The organism is Arenimonas sp. MALMAid1274, from assembly GCF_049195245.1.
GTDB lineage: Bacteria > Pseudomonadota > Gammaproteobacteria > Xanthomonadales > Xanthomonadaceae > Arenimonas.
On the sequence record NZ_JBMIRR010000027.1, the window covers coordinates 331,010 to 344,879 of the forward strand.

Here is a 13,870-nt window from a genome sequence, read left to right on the forward strand (position 1 = left end):
ACCCTTGGCCCTTAGTTTGAACCGCGCCGGGCCATACCGCCAAGCATGGACGCCGCGCGCCTCAGGGATCGATACGGATCACCTGTCCCACGCGGAGTACCGACTTGCCGCTCAGGCGATTGAGCCGGAACAGCTGCTGCAGGTCCACGTCGTAGCGCGCCGCCAGGCGCGACAGCGTGTCGCCGCGCTCGATGCGGTGCGTCCGCGGTTCGCCGGTGTCGGCACCGGACGGCGTGGCCTCGGCCCGCGCCGTCGCCAGCGTGGCCAGTGCCGTCACCGGCACCAGCACGTCGCGCGGCGCGCCTGCGACCACGCGGCCCTGCCGGTAGGCGGGATTGAGCTCGCGCAGCTTCGCCGCGTCCACGCCCATGCGCACGGCGGCCTGGTCCAGCGAGGTGACGCCCTCGGGCAGCGTGCGCCGGGCCAGCGGCACGAAGCGCGCCTCGCGCGGAAGCACCAGGCCGTGGCGCTCGGGTTTGGCGAACAGGCACGCCAGCGCATGGATCTTGGCCACATAGTCGTAGGTGGTGCGCGACAGCCCGCGCGGCAGGTGGCTCTCGCCCGACACCCGATGGTCCTTGCTGCTGCGGAAGGCGCGCAGGATGCGGTACTCGCCGGCGTTGTAGCCCATCGACATTGCCCGCCACTCGCCGTCGAACATGCCGTCCAGGGTCTGCAGGTAGTCCAGCGCCGCGTCGGTGGATTCCACCGGCGAGAGCCGGCCGTCGTAACCGGACTGGATGCGGATGCCGTGGTTGCGTGCCGTGCTTGAAATCATCTGCCACATGCCGGCGGGGCCGCCCGGACCGATCGCCGCAGGGCGGTACCAGCTCTCGACGATCGGCAGCAGCGCAAACTCGCCGGGCAGGTCGCGCCGTTCGAGCTCTTCGACCACATAGCCCATCAGCGGCAGGATCTGCTCGACGTGGCGGGCGAAGCTGGCCGGGTAGCCCGCATAGCGCTTGCGCCAGGCGCGGTTGTGCTGGCCCTTGACGCAGATCGGCGGCGAGAAGCGCGCCACCATCCGGTCGATCACTTCGGCACCGGTATCGATGGGGTCTGGAGCCGCCAGGTCCGGCTGCGCCACTGGCTTCGGCGGGGCAGGCACGCTTGCGGCAGGGCGCGGCGTGATGGTGACAGGCGTGGCCGGTTCGGCGGGCTCCTCCACGTCCGGTTTCACCGGAACCTGGCAGGCGGACAGCAGCAGTACCAGCAGGAAGCCGGCGAGCAAGTGGAAACGGGAGGCATTCATGCGGCGAACGTGTCCTTCCAGTGGCGCAGCGTGGCGAAGGCCTCGATGCGGTCGGCGGGCGCACGGCCCAGTCGGTGGCTCAGGCTGGCCTGCACGCCCGGCTGGTCCAGGCGCAGGAAAGGATTGCAGTCGCGTTCGCTCGACAGCGAGACGGGCAGGCTGGGTTGCTGACGGGCACGGCGGGCACGGACCTCGTCGAGCCGGTGGTCGCGGGTCGCGTTGTCCGGTTCCACCGCCCGGGCGAAACGGCCGTTGGCTTCGGTGTACTCGTGGCCACAGCACACCTGCAGGTCGCCGGGCAGGGCGGCCAGCCGGTCGAGCGAATCCAGCATCTGCGCCGGCTGGCCCTCGAACATGCGGCCGCAGCCGAGGCTGAAGAGGGCATCGCCACAGAACAGGTGTCCGCCGCCGTGGAAGGCGACGTGGCTGCGGGTGTGGCCATGCACCTGCATCACCTGCAGCTGCAGCGACAGCGCCGGGAAATCCAGGCGGTCTCCCTCGGCCACGCGCACCTCCGCGTCGGGGATGCGCTCCTCGAACGGCGCGTGGCGCGGGATGCCCAGGCGGCGGGCCAGCTCGGCCGCGCCGCCCTGGTGGTCGGGATGGTGGTGCGTGATCAGGATGGCGAGCGGCCGCAGTCCCTCGGCCACCGCCTGCAGCACCGGTCCCGCCTCGCCGGGATCCACGACCAGCGCCGCGCCATCGCTTCCGGCGAGCAGCCAGATGTAGTTGTCCTGGAGGGCAGGCAGGGCGTGAACGCGCAGCACGGGGTGACCAGGGGCGCGCCAATGACGCAGAATCGCGACCATGCCCCCGGCTCCCGCCCGCCGTCAACCCGATCTGCCCGCCGACGCCTGGTTCCGACGCGAGGCCACCCTGCGGCTGGTGCAGGAGGTCCAGCGCCAGGCGGTGCCCGAGCTGACCCGGGTCTTCGGCCACACCGGCCTGTACCTGCGGCCGTGCGCGGCCCTGGCTCCGACGCTCTCCGGCAACCTGCTGGCCAGCGTGCTCAGCCTGCATCGCGAGCAGGACGGCCTGGCCGGTGAGCTGCGCTGCCGTGACGACCGGCTGCCCCTGGCCAGTGCCAGCCTGTCCCTGGTCTACGGGCTGTTCGTGTTCGAGAGTTCGCCCGACCCGCGCGCCCTGCTGGCCGAAGTGGCGCGCGTGCTCAAGCCCGACGGGGTCGCCCTGCTGGTCACGCTGAACCCCTACAGCCCGGCGCGATTCCGCTGGGCCTTCCGGGGCCTGCACAGCGTGGATCCGGCCGCCTTCGAAGCCCAGGTCCGCGACAGTGGCCTGGACGTGCAGCGCCGCCGCTACCTCGGCCCGCGATGGTCCCTGGCCAAGGCCGTCGACATCGATCCCCGCCGCGGCGGCGGACGCGGCTCGCGCCTGCGCATGGCCAGCCTGGTGGTGGCGCGCCGTCGCGACGCCGCGCTGACGCCCCTGCGCGCCACCGCGCCCGCCCTGAAGTTCCGCCCCGGCATGAGTGCCGGTTGAGTCAGCCCCAAGCATGGATGCCCTGATGAACCCAGATTCCCCGCCCCTCCGAAAATCCGTTGAAATCCACACCGACGGCGCCTGCCTGGGCAATCCCGGCCCTGGCGGCTGGGGCGCGCTGCTGCGCCATGCCGGCACCGAGCGCGAGCTGGCCGGCGGCGAAGCCAACACCACCAACAACCGGATGGAGCTGCTGGCGGCGATCATGGCCCTGGAAGCGCTGAAAACGCCCTGCGACGTGGTGCTGTCGACCGACTCGCAGTACGTGCAGAAGGGTATCGGCGAATGGCTGCCCAACTGGATCCGCCGCGGCTGGAAGACCGCCGGCGGGGAACCGGTCAAGAACAAGGACCTCTGGGAACGGCTGCAGGCCGCGGCGCAGCCGCACCGCGTGCAGTGGAAGTGGGTCAAGGGCCATGCCGGCCACGTCGAGAACGAGCGCGTGGACCGGCTTGCCCGCGCCGCCGCCGAACGTTTCAGGAGCTGAGGCCGCCATGCGCCAGATCGTGCTGGACACCGAAACCACCGGCCTGTCCTGGGAAAAGGGCAACCGCATCGTCGAGGTCGGCTGCATCGAGCTGCTGGAGCGGCGCCCCACCGGCCGCCAGTTCCAGCGCTACTTCAACCCGGGCCGCGAGATGGAGCCCGGCGCGCAGGAAGTGACCGGGCTGAGCCTGGACTTCCTGCGCGACAAGCCGCGTTTCGAAGACGTGCTGGACGAACTGCTCGACTTCATCCGCGGCGCCGAGCTGATCATCCACAACGCCAGCTTCGACGTCGGCTTCCTCAACTACGAACTGTCACTGGCCGGCGCGCACTACGGCCGGCTGGACCAGCACGCCAGCGTGCTCGACACCCTGGCGATGGCGCGCGAGCGCTACCCGGGACAGCGCAACTCGCTCGATGCGCTGTGCAAGCGGCTGGGCGTGGACAACGGCCATCGCAAGCTGCACGGGGCCCTGCTCGACGCCGAACTGCTGGCCGAGGTCTACCTGGGCATGACCGCGGGGCAGGGCGACCTGGGCCTGGCGCCGGCGGGCGGCCCGCGCGCGGCCGCGGCCACGTCGCTGCGCATCGAGGCCGGCAGCGGCCAACGCCGGGTGCTGCGCGCCAGCGAGACCGAACTGGCGGCACACGAAGCGCGCCTGGCCCGGATCGCGGCCAAGGCCGGCAAGCGGCTCTGGCCGGAAACGGCAGCCTGAGCGGCCTTGGTGGATAATCGGCCCCGATCACCGGTCATGAGGTTGCCTTGAACGCCACCGTCCTGCTCACCTCGGTCGACATCAACATCCCGGGCTATCGCATCGTGCGCCCGATCGGCGAGGGCGGCATGGCCTCGGTGTTCCTGGCCGTGCAGCAATCGCTGGACCGCGAGGTGGCGCTGAAGGTGATGTCGCCGGTGCTGGCGGCCAATGCCGAATTCGCCAGCCGTTTCGTGGTCGAAGGCAAGATCACCGCCAAGCTGCAGCACCCGAACCTGGTGACGGTGTACGACATCGGCAGCCACAACGGCGTCTATTACCTGGCCGCCGAATACATCCCCGCCGGCACGCTGAAGGAACGCATCCACGACGGCGGGCTGAGCGTCGCGCACATCCTCGACATCGCCAGCGACATCGCCCAGGGCCTGGACTTCGCGCACCAGAAGGGCTTCGTGCATCGCGACGTGAAGCCCGGCAACGTGCTGTTCCGCGACGATGGCCGCGTGGTGCTGGCCGACTTCGGCATCGCCAAGGCGATGGACGGCAGCAACAGTTCCACCGTGGCCGGTGCGTCCATCGGCACGCCCGACTACATGAGCCCCGAGCAGGCGCGCGGCGAGCCGGTGGACGGACGCTCCGACCTCTACAGCCTGGGCACCGTGCTGTTCGAGATGCTCACCGGGCACGCGCCCTACCAGGCCAGCGATCCGTTCACCGTGGCCCTGATGCACGTCACCCATCCGGTGCCGGAACTGCCGGAAGAGTTTGCCTGGCTGCAGCCGCTGATCAGCGGCCTGATGGCCAAGGAGGCGGGCAAGCGCTTCAATACGGGCGCGGCCTTCGTCGAGGCGCTCAACCGGCTGGTGGCCAGCGCGCCGCAGGGCGCCGTGCTGCAGGAAACCAGCGTGCGCAAGCAGGGCGGCGGCAACCGCCATTCCGGTGGCGCCGCCACGCAGCAGCGCACGCGCATCAGCGTCAAGCAGCAGAAGGACCGTCCGGCCTGGCTTTGGCCGGTGCTGGGGGGCGGCGGCGCGTTCGCGCTGGCGCTGGCCGCCTGGTGGGCGCTGTCGCCCGCGCCGGAACCGACGCCTCCCGTCGTCGCCGGACCGGCGGTCACCACGCCGTCCTCGGATCCGGGGACGGCGGCCGATGAACCCGTCCCGGCCGGCTTCGAACTGCCCAAGCCCGTGGATGCGCCCGACAGCGACGAAGTGGAACGCCTGCTCAACGCCGGCGACCAGCTGTTCGAATACGGCACCCAGGTCGAACTCAGCCGCAAGCTGACCCTTCCCGACGACGACAGTGCGCTGGGCTACTACCGCCGCGTGCTGGCGCTGGATCCGGACAACGCGCGTGCGCATGCCGGCATCGCCGGCATCGTCGCGTTTTACCGCGGCTTCGCCTACCAGGCCTGTTCGGCCGGCAAGTGGGTGCAGTGCGGCGTGCTGGCACGCGCGGGACTGGCGGTGGATGGCAGCGATGCCTACCTGCTGCAGCTGCAGGACGCGGTCACGGCGGCGGAGTCCGGACCGGCGCCGACGCTGCCGCCGCCACCGCCCAAATCCTGAGCCGGCTCAGGCGCGACGCAGCAACAGCACGGTGACGTTGTCCGATCCGCCGCCGTCGAGCGCGGCGGACACCAGGTGGTCCACGCACTCCTGCGCCGACAGCTCGGCGCGGCCGAGCAGGGCGGCGATGCCGGCGTCGTCGACTTCCTCGGTCAGGCCGTCGCTGCACAGCAGCAGCTGCTGGCCGGGACGCAGCTCGCCCGCCAGCGTTTCCACCTTCAGGTTCTGCGGGTCGGTGACGCCCAGGGCCTGGGTGACCACGTTGCGGTGCGGGTGCGCACGCGCCTGCTCGGCGGTGATCGCGCCCTGGTCGATCAGTTCCTGCACGTAGCTGTGGTCGGACGACAGCTGGCGCAGCTGGCCGTTCCACAGGTAGGCACGGCTGTCGCCGACCCAGGCCAGTTCGAACCGGTGGTCGTGGATGCGCAGCGCGACCACGGTGGTGCCCATGGGCAGGCTTTCGGCCCGCTGACGGCTGTGGCGGATGATGTCCTCGTCGGCGCGCCGGATCGCGTCCACCAGCGGACGGCCGGCGCGCACCTCGCGCACCACCGCATCGCGGGCCAGGGCGCTGGCGACTTCGCCGAACTCATGGCCGCCCATGCCGTCGGCGACCAGCCACAGGCCCAGTTCGGCATCCCCGTAGTAGGTGTCCTCGTTGAGCTCGCGGCGCAGGCCCACGTGGCTGAGGTGGCCGAATTCGATCATGCGGGCGACCTGGTCGGCCGGGGCGGGGGAAGGCACATGGCACGCATCATGCGTTCGGCCCCGTGCGGCCCGCAAGCGCCGCCCGGCGCCAGTGGCGCACCGGGGGCGACAGGCGGGCGGCTGGGAGGGGCAGGTCAGAACTCCAGCCGCAGGCCCAGCGCCAGGCTGTACTGGGACATGCCGTCCCGGCCCAGCAGGTGCTCGTAGTACAGGAAGCCGGAGCGGCCGCGGCTGAGCACCATCGACAGGCCCAGGCCCAGGCGGAAGTAGTCGGTGTCCAGCGGGTCGCCGCGCACCAGCATCGCGCTGCCGGTCGGATCGTTGAGGAAGCGTGCCTCGATCGCCTGCGGGTCGTCGCGGAACTCGTGTTCCCATTCCAGCTGCAGGTGCGGCATCAGCACGCCCCAGTCGGTGCTGTGGGTGTACGTGAACTTGGTGCCCAGCACCGAGGCCAGCGAGCTCAGGCTGCGTTCTTCCACCCGCAGGCCCAGGCCGCTGCCGGGCAGGCCGGGAAGCAGCTCCTCGTTGATGCTGTCGAAATCAAGGCGCGTGTACAGCACGCGGGCATAGGGGCCGATGCCGAGCGCGCCGCGGTTGAAGTCGCGGCCCACGGTGAAGGCCGTGGACAGCAGGTCGCCGTCGGAATCCGAGCCGGCTTCCTGGTCGATCGTTCGGGTGCCACCGCCGGCCGTCGGCACCGTGTAGGTGATCCGGCGCAGCATCTCGAAGTTGTTGCGGCCCCAGGTCAGCACGCCATCGGCATACCAGCTGTCCTGCTGGTAGAAGGTGGAGTAGGCCGACACGCTGAAGCCGCGCGTTTCGACGCCGCCGCGGCCATCGGGCAGGTCGGTGTCCTGGCGCGTGTAGCCCAGCGAGCCGCCGATGATCCACTTGTCGCTCTGGCGATAGTCCACGCCCAGGGTGATGCCGTCGATGTCGTAGTCGTAAGCGGGATTGATGTCGCCCGGGTCCATTTCGCCGCGACCGATGGTGCCGGCGGCGAAGAAGCCCCAGCGGCTGAAGTCGGTGCCGACCTCGGTGGCGCTGGACTCGGGCGCCAGCGCGCCGGCCAGCATGCCCAGCGAGATCGGGCCGGCGGACGTGTTGAACGCCAGCCCACCGAAGTCGGTGCCGTTGGTGCCACTGCGCAGCGCGGCGATGCGGGTCTTGAGGTTCTGGAACTGGGACTGCGCGGCGCTCATCGAGGCATTGCCCTGGGCCAGGGCCACGTCGGTCATCAGCTGGTTGATGGCGTTCACCGCGGCCCCGGGATCGAGTCCGGCGGCGACGATCAGCTCCTGGCAGCGGGCGTACAGGTCCTGCTGGCCTGCGGTACGCGTGGGCAGCGCCGCCAGCGCCGGACAGGCGCTGTCGATGGCTTCGGCGATGCTCTGCTGTTCCGGCGTGAGGCCGCTGAGGCTGGACAGTTCGCCGTTGAGCGCGAACACCGCGGGCGCCGTGGACAGCGGCGAGCTGGCCGTGACCTGCAGCGAGCCGGCACTGGTGGTGGTCACGGTGTTGCTGGCGATGCCGGCGGCATTGGTGGTGCTGGTGGCGCTGGCCAGGGTGCCGCCGCTGGTGGTCCAGCTGACCACGGCGCCGGCGACGGGATTGCCCGCGGCGTTTTCCAGCGCGACCTGCAGCGGCGCCGACGTGACGCCGGCCCCGAGCAGCTGGTTGTCGCCACCGACGATGGTCAGCGAGCCCAGTGCTTCCACGGTCAGCGTGAACGTGACGGTGGCGGCGGGATCGTCCTGCCGCGTCGCGGTGATGGTGAGCGGGCCCGGGGTGGCGCCTGACGTGACGGTGATGTTCGCGGCGCCGGTGGCGCTGGTCACGGTCGCGTTGGAGGACAGCGTGCCGGCGCCGCCGGTGATGGCCCAGTTGATCGTGACGCCCGGGGCCGCGATACCGCTGTTGAGCGCGGTGACCTGCAGCGGCAGGGCATACGCGGTGTTGACCAGCGCGTTCTGGTTGTTGCCGCCGGTGATGCCGAGGCTGGCGACGAAGGCGATGTTGGCGTCGTAGCTGACCGTCAGTTCGTCGCCGCTGGCGGGGATGCCGTCGGGATCGAACAGCGCGGTGATCGCATTGGTGAAGTTGCCGAAAGTGGAGGGCGTGAAGCTGGCGGTCGCATCGCCGTTGGCGGCGTTGGTCAGCGAGGTGGTCGCGGCCGGCGCGAACGGCGCCGTGGCCGTCCACTGGATGGTCGCACCCGCGACGGGCGCGCCGCCCTGTTCGAGCCGCACCGTCAGCGGCATCGGCACGCCCGCCGTGCCGCTGGCGGGGCTGGCGGTGACGGGCGTCAGCACGAACGGCGGCGCCGTGACATTGATCGTGAAGATCTGCGAGCCGGGTGCGCAGAAGGTGCAGCCGCTGTTGGCGAACACGGTGTAGGTGCCGGGCACGGTCGCCGAGAACGTCGCGGTGGCCTGGCCGGCACCGCCGGCCACGGGATTGCCGGTCAGCACGCCGTCCGAGCCCGAGGGGCCGCTGAGCGTCCAGGTGATGTTGCTGCCGTTGGGTGCAGGAATGCTGGCGCTGCCGTAACGCACGATGACGTTGACGGGGGTGCCGGAGGTCGTGTTCGCCGTCAGCGGCGAGATCGCCTGCAGCGATACCGGTTCGACCACCACGGTGAAGTCGATCGGCGGCACCGCGGCGCAGCCTTGAAGCACGAATGCCGTCGGGCAGACGACGCTGCCCCGGACCGTGTAGGTGCCCGCAATCGCACTGCTCTGTGTGGTGGTGGCGGTGCCGGCGGCATCCGGGGTCGAGGTGCCGTAGTTGGCGCCGTTGCTCAGGTTGTTGAAGGCAATGCCCAGTCCGGCCGGACCGCCGTTCAACTGCAGGTTGGTGCCTACCGTGAATGGCGTGATCTGGTTGGCGGTGATGTTCACCGGCGTGGCGGCGGTATGCACGAACTGGTTGTTGGTGTTGAAGGTGTAGACGATGGTGTCGCCGGTGCAGCCGCCGGTGAGGCAGGTGACGGTGACCGTGCCGGTGCCGCCCGGCGTCGGGCCCAGCGTCAGCGTGAACGATTCATCGGTGTCCAGCGTGGCGGTGAACGTGGTCGGTGCCGTCGCGCCGCCGGTGGTGTCGGAGGTGATCGCGATCGTACCTGTCACCGTGGGCGAGCAGGCGGTCTGCGCCTGGAAGGTGTAGGTAAGCGTGCCGCCCGCGGGACCCGACTGGCTCAGCGAAGGATCGACGTTGACGAAGTCGCAACTCTGCGCGAGCGACTGGCCGCTCCACGCCATGCCGAACAGTGCGAGCACGACCAGCGCGACGAGGTTGAACCACCGCGACGCGACGGTGGAAACCGCCCGTCGGCCGATTGCCGCGTTGCTGCTGCACGTCATCGCTTTTCCCCTGGATTACGGCTATAACTCCGGCTCGAGTATAGCGGCTGGCGCGCCGCTGCAAGGGCCTTGGCGCGGGCCGCATGCTCCCAATGGAGCCATGCCAATGATCGCGCGCAAAACATGTCCGGTTCGTTCCCGACTTCTCGTTAGTGTTTCATCTTGCCTGGTGGTGCTGGCGGCCGGTTGGCCCGTCGAAACCCCGCTTGCTGCGGTGCGCAACGCCGAAGACCTGATGATCGTGGACTGCCTGTTGCCGGGCCAGATCCGCAAGCTCGGACGCCAGGCCACTTACCTCAGCGCGCGCCGTCCGGTGCGCACCACGCAGGCCGACTGCGAGATCCGCGGCGGCGAATTCGTCGCCTACGATCGCGCGAACTACCAGACCGCGCTCAAGGTGTGGCTGGAAGGCGCGATGGGCGGCAGCGCCGAGGCGCAGAACAACGTCGGCGAAATCTACGCCAAGGGACTGGGCACCGAGCCCGATTACGGCATGGCTTTCCAGTGGTTCAAGAAGGCGGCCGACCAGGGCTACGGTCGCGCCAAGATCAACCTGGGTTTCCTGTACGAGCAGGGCCTGGGCGTGGCGCAGGACCAGGCCGCCGCACTGAACCTGTATCGCGAAGCCTCCGGCATCCAGGACGAGCTGCTGTATGCCTCGGTGGTGCAGGTGCAGATCAAGGCCCGCGACGAACAGATCAGCGGGCTGCAGCAGGAAGTGGCCGAAGGCGAGGCGCAGCAGGCCGAGCTGCGCGAGCAGGTGCAGCAGCTGCAGCGTGAACTCGCGCAGCGGCGCAGCGCGCTGCAGGCCGCCAGCCGCGAGCTGGCCGACACCCGCGCGAAGCTGGTGCAGGCGCAGCAGCAGCAGGACAACGACCTGGCCAAGGTGCTGGAGAACCAGCTGCTGGCGCAGGAAGAACAGATCAACAGCCAGCGCACGCAGCTGGCGTCGCTCGAGCAGCGCGCGGGCGCGGGTGCCGGGGGCAGCTATGCCGCGGTGCCCACGCTCGAGATCCTGGATCCGGTGTTCGTCGCCACGCGCGGCCGCAACACCGCCGTCTATCGCGGCGGCCCCGGCAAGCGCCAGGTGGTGGGTCGCGTGACCTCGCCGCAGCTCGTCAGCGCGATCACCGTCAACGGCCAGCCGGCGCCGCTCAATGCCAACGGCGGCTTCAGCGCGCAGGTCGACGTGCCGGCGGCAGGCGCGCAGGTCCAGGTGGCCGCGGTGGACCGCAAGGGCGGTCGCGCGCAGCTGGACTTCACGCTGCTGCCGCAGGCGGCGTCGGCGTCCGCGTCGGCCAGTTCGCCGGCCGGCGGCGATGGACGCCTTCCGGGCGGCGTGAAGCTGGGCAAGTACTACGCGGTGGTGATCGGCAACAACGCCTATCGCGATGCCGCGTATCCGGCGCTCAAGAGCGCGGCCAACGACGCCAATGCAGTCGCGGCCATGCTCAAGTCGCGCTACGGCTACCAGACCACCCTGGTGCTCAACGGCGGCCGGCTGGAGATCCTCACCGCGCTCAACGAGATGCGCGAGAACCTCAAGCCCGAGGACAACCTGCTGATCTACTACGCCGGCCACGGCGAGATAGACAGCCGCGGCCAGGGCTACTGGGTGCCGACCGACGGTGCGGCCAACGCCGAGAAGACCTGGATCTCCAACGCCGCCATCAGCGACATCCTCAACACCGTGCCGGCCCGGCACGTGCTGGTGGTCGCCGATTCCTGCTACTCGGGCACCATGACCCGGGCCTCGGCGCCCACCTTCGACGCGGGGGCGATGGCCGGCGACAAGTGGGCGGGCTGGGTCAAGGCCATGGTCAACGGCCGTTCGCGCACCGCCCTGACCTCGGGCGGGGTGCAGCCGGTGCCCGATACCGGTACCGGCAAGCACAGCTATTTCGCCCGGGCCTTCCTGAACGTGCTGCAGGACAACAACAAGCTGCTCGAGGCCCAGCGCCTGTTCCGGGAAGTCTCGACCTCGCTGGCCCTGGGGGCGATGGACTCCCCGGTGCCGCAGGTGCCCGAATACTCGCCGATCCGCTATGCCGGCCACGAAAGCGGCGAGTTCTTCTTCATGCCGCGGGGGGCGGGCGCCGCGACCGGGCCCTGAGGCTGGCGGAGCGGCGCGGGGCCGCCTATAATTCGCGGCCCCGGCGGTGCGACCGCTACGCCGGGGTCCGGAGAGGTGGCAGAGTGGTCGAATGTACCTGACTCGAAATCAGGCGTAGGTGTGAGCCTACCGTGGGTTCGAATCCCACCCTCTCCGCCATACCGATGCAAAAAGGGGACCCCGGCGGGGTCCCCTTTTTCTTGGCGGGCCAAGGCCTTCCCGGCCCGCGCTAGACTTGGCCCACCCCGAAGCGAGCCGCCCCATGTCCGAAATCCACGCCCCCGTGTCCTTTGGCGAGTTCCTCGACAAGATCGCCATCCTGCAGATCAAGTCCGAGCGAATGAGCGACCCGGCCAAGCTGGCCAACGTGCGCAACGAGCTCAACGCGCTCGAGGCCCTGTGGCTGGCCCATCCGCTGGCGTCAAAGGACATCGTGCGGCTGCGCGCCGAGCTGAAGGCCGTCAACGAACGGCTCTGGGTGATCGAGGACGACATCCGGCTCAAGGAAAAGGCCCAGGCCTTCGACGCCGAGTTCGTTCGCCTGGCGCGCGCGGTCTATTTCGAGAACGACGAGCGGGCCCGCATCAAGAAGGACATCAACCTGGCGCTGGGCTCGGCCTACGTCGAGGAAAAGTCCTACGAGGACTATCGCGCCAAGCCCGGCGCCTGAGCGCCGGGCCTGGCCGAATGCCTTACTTGCCGCCGCCGATCAGGCGCCGGTCGAAGTCCACTTCATTGAGCAGGCGGTTGCTGCTGGCCAGCATCGGCAGGTAGTCGGCGCCGGTGCCGAAGTTGCGCAGGTTGGGGAAGATCTCCATCGCATCGCCGTAGCGCAGTCCGAACCAGCGCGCCATCGTGCTGCCCAGCTGCTCGATCGCGGTGGTCGGGATCATGCGGCCGCGGCCCACGTCCAGGTCGCTGCCCAGCCGCATCTCGGCCACCTGGCCGTAGATCTTCCGGCCCACCACGTCGCCGCCCAGCATCCAGCTGTGGCCGCCCCAGCCGTGGTCGCTGCCGTCGCCATTGTTATTGAGCGTGCGGCCGAAGTCGGACAGGGTGAAGGTGGTGACCTGTTCGGACACCCCCAGCTCGACCGTGGCGCGGTAGAAGGCGGCCATGGCGGCGCTCAGGGTGCCGAGCAGGCGCTCATGGTCCACGATCAGGTTGTCGTGCGTGTCCCAACCGCCCAGGCCCACGAAGAAGACCTGGCGCTTCTGGCCCAGCGCCTGCCGTGCCGCGATGGTGCGGGCCACGGTGCGCAGCGGATCGGACAGCCGGTTGCTGCTGGGCGTGGGGAAGGCGGTGGTGATCGCCGGCGCGCTGTTGATCGCGTTGTACGCGAACTCGCTGAACTCGATCGCACGCCGGCTGGTGCGTGCGTGCTCGCGCGTGAACACCGAGGCGTCGCGCTGGGCCGAATCGAGCAGTTTGTAGAAGGCCTCGCGGCGCGGGATCGTGCGGGTCCAGGTGGAGTCGCGCAGGGTGTCGTTGATGCGCGACGGGCCGGTGCTGCCCATCGTGTAGATGCCCTGGCCGGCACCGGCCTGCCACATGTTCGAACCCGACAGCGAGATGCTGGCCGGCAGGCCTTCGCCCGACACGAGGCCGTAGTCGCCCAGGCGGTCGGCGATGCGCGCCCCCCAGCCGGTCTTGGCGGCGGTCTCGCTGCCCATGGACAGGCTGTAGGCCTGCTGGTCCACGTGCGAGAACAGCTCCGGCGGGAGCGGCACGCTGCGGTTCTGGTAAGTGGCCTTGGTGGTCGGCGCCACCAGCGGCCCGACGTTGGCCAGCAGCGCGGCCTGGCCGCCGTTGAACAGGGCCTGCATCTCGGCCATCGCCGGGTGCAGCCCCCAGTCCACGCCGCCGGTACCGCTGAGTGCATTGAGCGGCAGCAGCGAGGCCTGCGGGATCGACAGCGCCGGCCGGGCGGCCTGGTATTGCGTGTACGCGCTGGCGGTACGGGGCACCAGCATGTTGAAGCTGTCGTTGCCGCCGAACAGGTAGATGCAGACCATGGCCCGGAAATCGTCGGGCTGCGGGCGGGTGGCCGCCTGCACCAGCTGCAGCTGGCCCATCGTGGCCCAGGCGGCGGCGCTGCCCAGGGCGATCTGTGCGGACTGCGCCAGGAAGCGGCGGCGCGACGGAGAAGGATGTTCGCTCATGGC

General features: G+C 70.0%; 11 protein-coding genes and 1 tRNA gene. 7 read left to right on the forward strand and 5 right to left on the reverse strand.

Going from position 1 to position 13,870, the window contains the following annotated elements:
- Nucleotides 1-61 precede the first annotated feature (61 nt).
- On the reverse strand, nt 62-1,252 hold the full coding sequence (locus ACOQFR_RS10060) for a transglycosylase SLT domain-containing protein (RefSeq protein WP_421381461.1): 1,191 nt from the start codon (nt 1,250-1,252) through the stop codon (nt 62-64).
- Entirely contained in the window at nt 1,249-2,016 is a 768-nt protein-coding gene (gene gloB, locus ACOQFR_RS10065; protein ID WP_421383263.1) for a hydroxyacylglutathione hydrolase, read from the reverse strand. The genes ACOQFR_RS10060 and gloB overlap by 4 nt, the downstream gene beginning before the upstream one ends.
- 43 nt (nt 2,017-2,059) lie before the next feature.
- Between gloB and ACOQFR_RS10070 the strand changes: the two genes are divergently transcribed.
- From ACOQFR_RS10070 to ACOQFR_RS10085, 4 genes are read left to right on the forward strand one after another with little or no spacing between them, the layout of a single operon-like run.
- A complete protein-coding gene (locus tag ACOQFR_RS10070; protein ID WP_421381463.1) occupies nt 2,060-2,752 on the forward strand; it encodes a class I SAM-dependent methyltransferase in 693 nt (230 codons plus the stop codon).
- Nucleotides 2,753-2,777: 25 nt separating this feature from the next.
- The gene (gene rnhA, locus ACOQFR_RS10075; protein ID WP_421381465.1) at nt 2,778-3,239 is read left to right on the forward strand and encodes a ribonuclease HI; all 462 of its coding nucleotides are present in this window, start codon (nt 2,778-2,780) and stop codon (nt 3,237-3,239) included.
- 7 nt (nt 3,240-3,246) lie between these two features.
- Complete coding sequence (gene dnaQ / locus ACOQFR_RS10080; protein ID WP_421381467.1) at nt 3,247-3,954, forward strand: DNA polymerase III subunit epsilon; 708 nt, start codon at nt 3,247-3,249, stop codon at nt 3,952-3,954.
- Between the two features lie 47 nt (nt 3,955-4,001).
- Nucleotides 4,002-5,522: a serine/threonine-protein kinase gene (locus ACOQFR_RS10085; RefSeq protein WP_421381469.1), complete on the forward strand. Its 1,521-nt coding sequence runs from the start codon at nt 4,002-4,004 to the stop codon at nt 5,520-5,522.
- A 6-nt stretch (nt 5,523-5,528) separates the two neighbouring features.
- Here ACOQFR_RS10085 and ACOQFR_RS10090 read toward each other — a convergent pair whose 3' ends face one another.
- Complete coding sequence (locus tag ACOQFR_RS10090) at nt 5,529-6,230, reverse strand: PP2C family protein-serine/threonine phosphatase (protein WP_421383265.1); 702 nt, start codon at nt 6,228-6,230, stop codon at nt 5,529-5,531.
- Between the two features lie 134 nt (nt 6,231-6,364).
- Nucleotides 6,365-9,592 (reverse strand): autotransporter domain-containing protein, encoded by a 3,228-nt coding sequence (locus tag ACOQFR_RS10095; protein WP_421381471.1) that lies wholly within the window; start codon nt 9,590-9,592, stop codon nt 6,365-6,367.
- Nucleotides 9,593-9,806: 214 nt separating this feature from the next.
- Here ACOQFR_RS10095 and ACOQFR_RS10100 point away from each other — a divergent pair, with 214 nt between their 5' ends.
- The 3 genes from ACOQFR_RS10100 (at nt 9,807) to ACOQFR_RS10110 (ending at nt 12,375) form a co-directional block, all read left to right on the forward strand.
- Nucleotides 9,807-11,705, forward strand: a complete 1,899-nt coding sequence (locus ACOQFR_RS10100) for a caspase family protein (RefSeq protein WP_421381473.1) — start codon at nt 9,807-9,809, stop codon at nt 11,703-11,705.
- A gap of 69 nt (nt 11,706-11,774) precedes the next feature.
- Nucleotides 11,775-11,864 (forward strand) — tRNA-Ser (locus ACOQFR_RS10105).
- A 103-nt stretch (nt 11,865-11,967) separates the two neighbouring features.
- Complete coding sequence (locus ACOQFR_RS10110) at nt 11,968-12,375, forward strand: DUF6165 family protein (protein ID WP_421381475.1); 408 nt, start codon at nt 11,968-11,970, stop codon at nt 12,373-12,375.
- Between the two features lie 22 nt (nt 12,376-12,397).
- Here ACOQFR_RS10110 and ACOQFR_RS10115 read toward each other — a convergent pair whose 3' ends face one another.
- Nucleotides 12,398-13,867, reverse strand: a complete 1,470-nt coding sequence (locus tag ACOQFR_RS10115; protein WP_421381477.1) for a DUF1501 domain-containing protein — start codon at nt 13,865-13,867, stop codon at nt 12,398-12,400.
- Nucleotides 13,868-13,870 lie beyond the last annotated feature (3 nt).

What these genes read in the sequence shown, in the direction of transcription:
- ACOQFR_RS10060 (WP_421381461.1), bottom strand. Translation starts at nt 1,252, where the DNA reads ATGAATGCCTCCCGTTTCCACTTGCTCGCCGGCTTCCTGCTGGTACTG.
- ACOQFR_RS10070 (WP_421381463.1), top strand. Translation starts at nt 2,060, where the DNA reads ATGCCCCCGGCTCCCGCCCGCCGTCAACCCGATCTGCCCGCCGACGCC.
- rnhA (WP_421381465.1), top strand. Translation starts at nt 2,778, where the DNA reads ATGAACCCAGATTCCCCGCCCCTCCGAAAATCCGTTGAAATCCACACC.
- dnaQ (WP_421381467.1), top strand. Translation starts at nt 3,247, where the DNA reads ATGCGCCAGATCGTGCTGGACACCGAAACCACCGGCCTGTCCTGGGAA.
- ACOQFR_RS10090 (WP_421383265.1), bottom strand. Translation starts at nt 6,230, where the DNA reads ATGATCGAATTCGGCCACCTCAGCCACGTGGGCCTGCGCCGCGAGCTC.
- ACOQFR_RS10095 (WP_421381471.1), bottom strand. Translation starts at nt 9,592, where the DNA reads ATGACGTGCAGCAGCAACGCGGCAATCGGCCGACGGGCGGTTTCCACC.
- ACOQFR_RS10110 (WP_421381475.1), top strand. Translation starts at nt 11,968, where the DNA reads ATGTCCGAAATCCACGCCCCCGTGTCCTTTGGCGAGTTCCTCGACAAG.
- ACOQFR_RS10115 (WP_421381477.1), bottom strand. Translation starts at nt 13,867, where the DNA reads ATGAGCGAACATCCTTCTCCGTCGCGCCGCCGCTTCCTGGCGCAGTCC.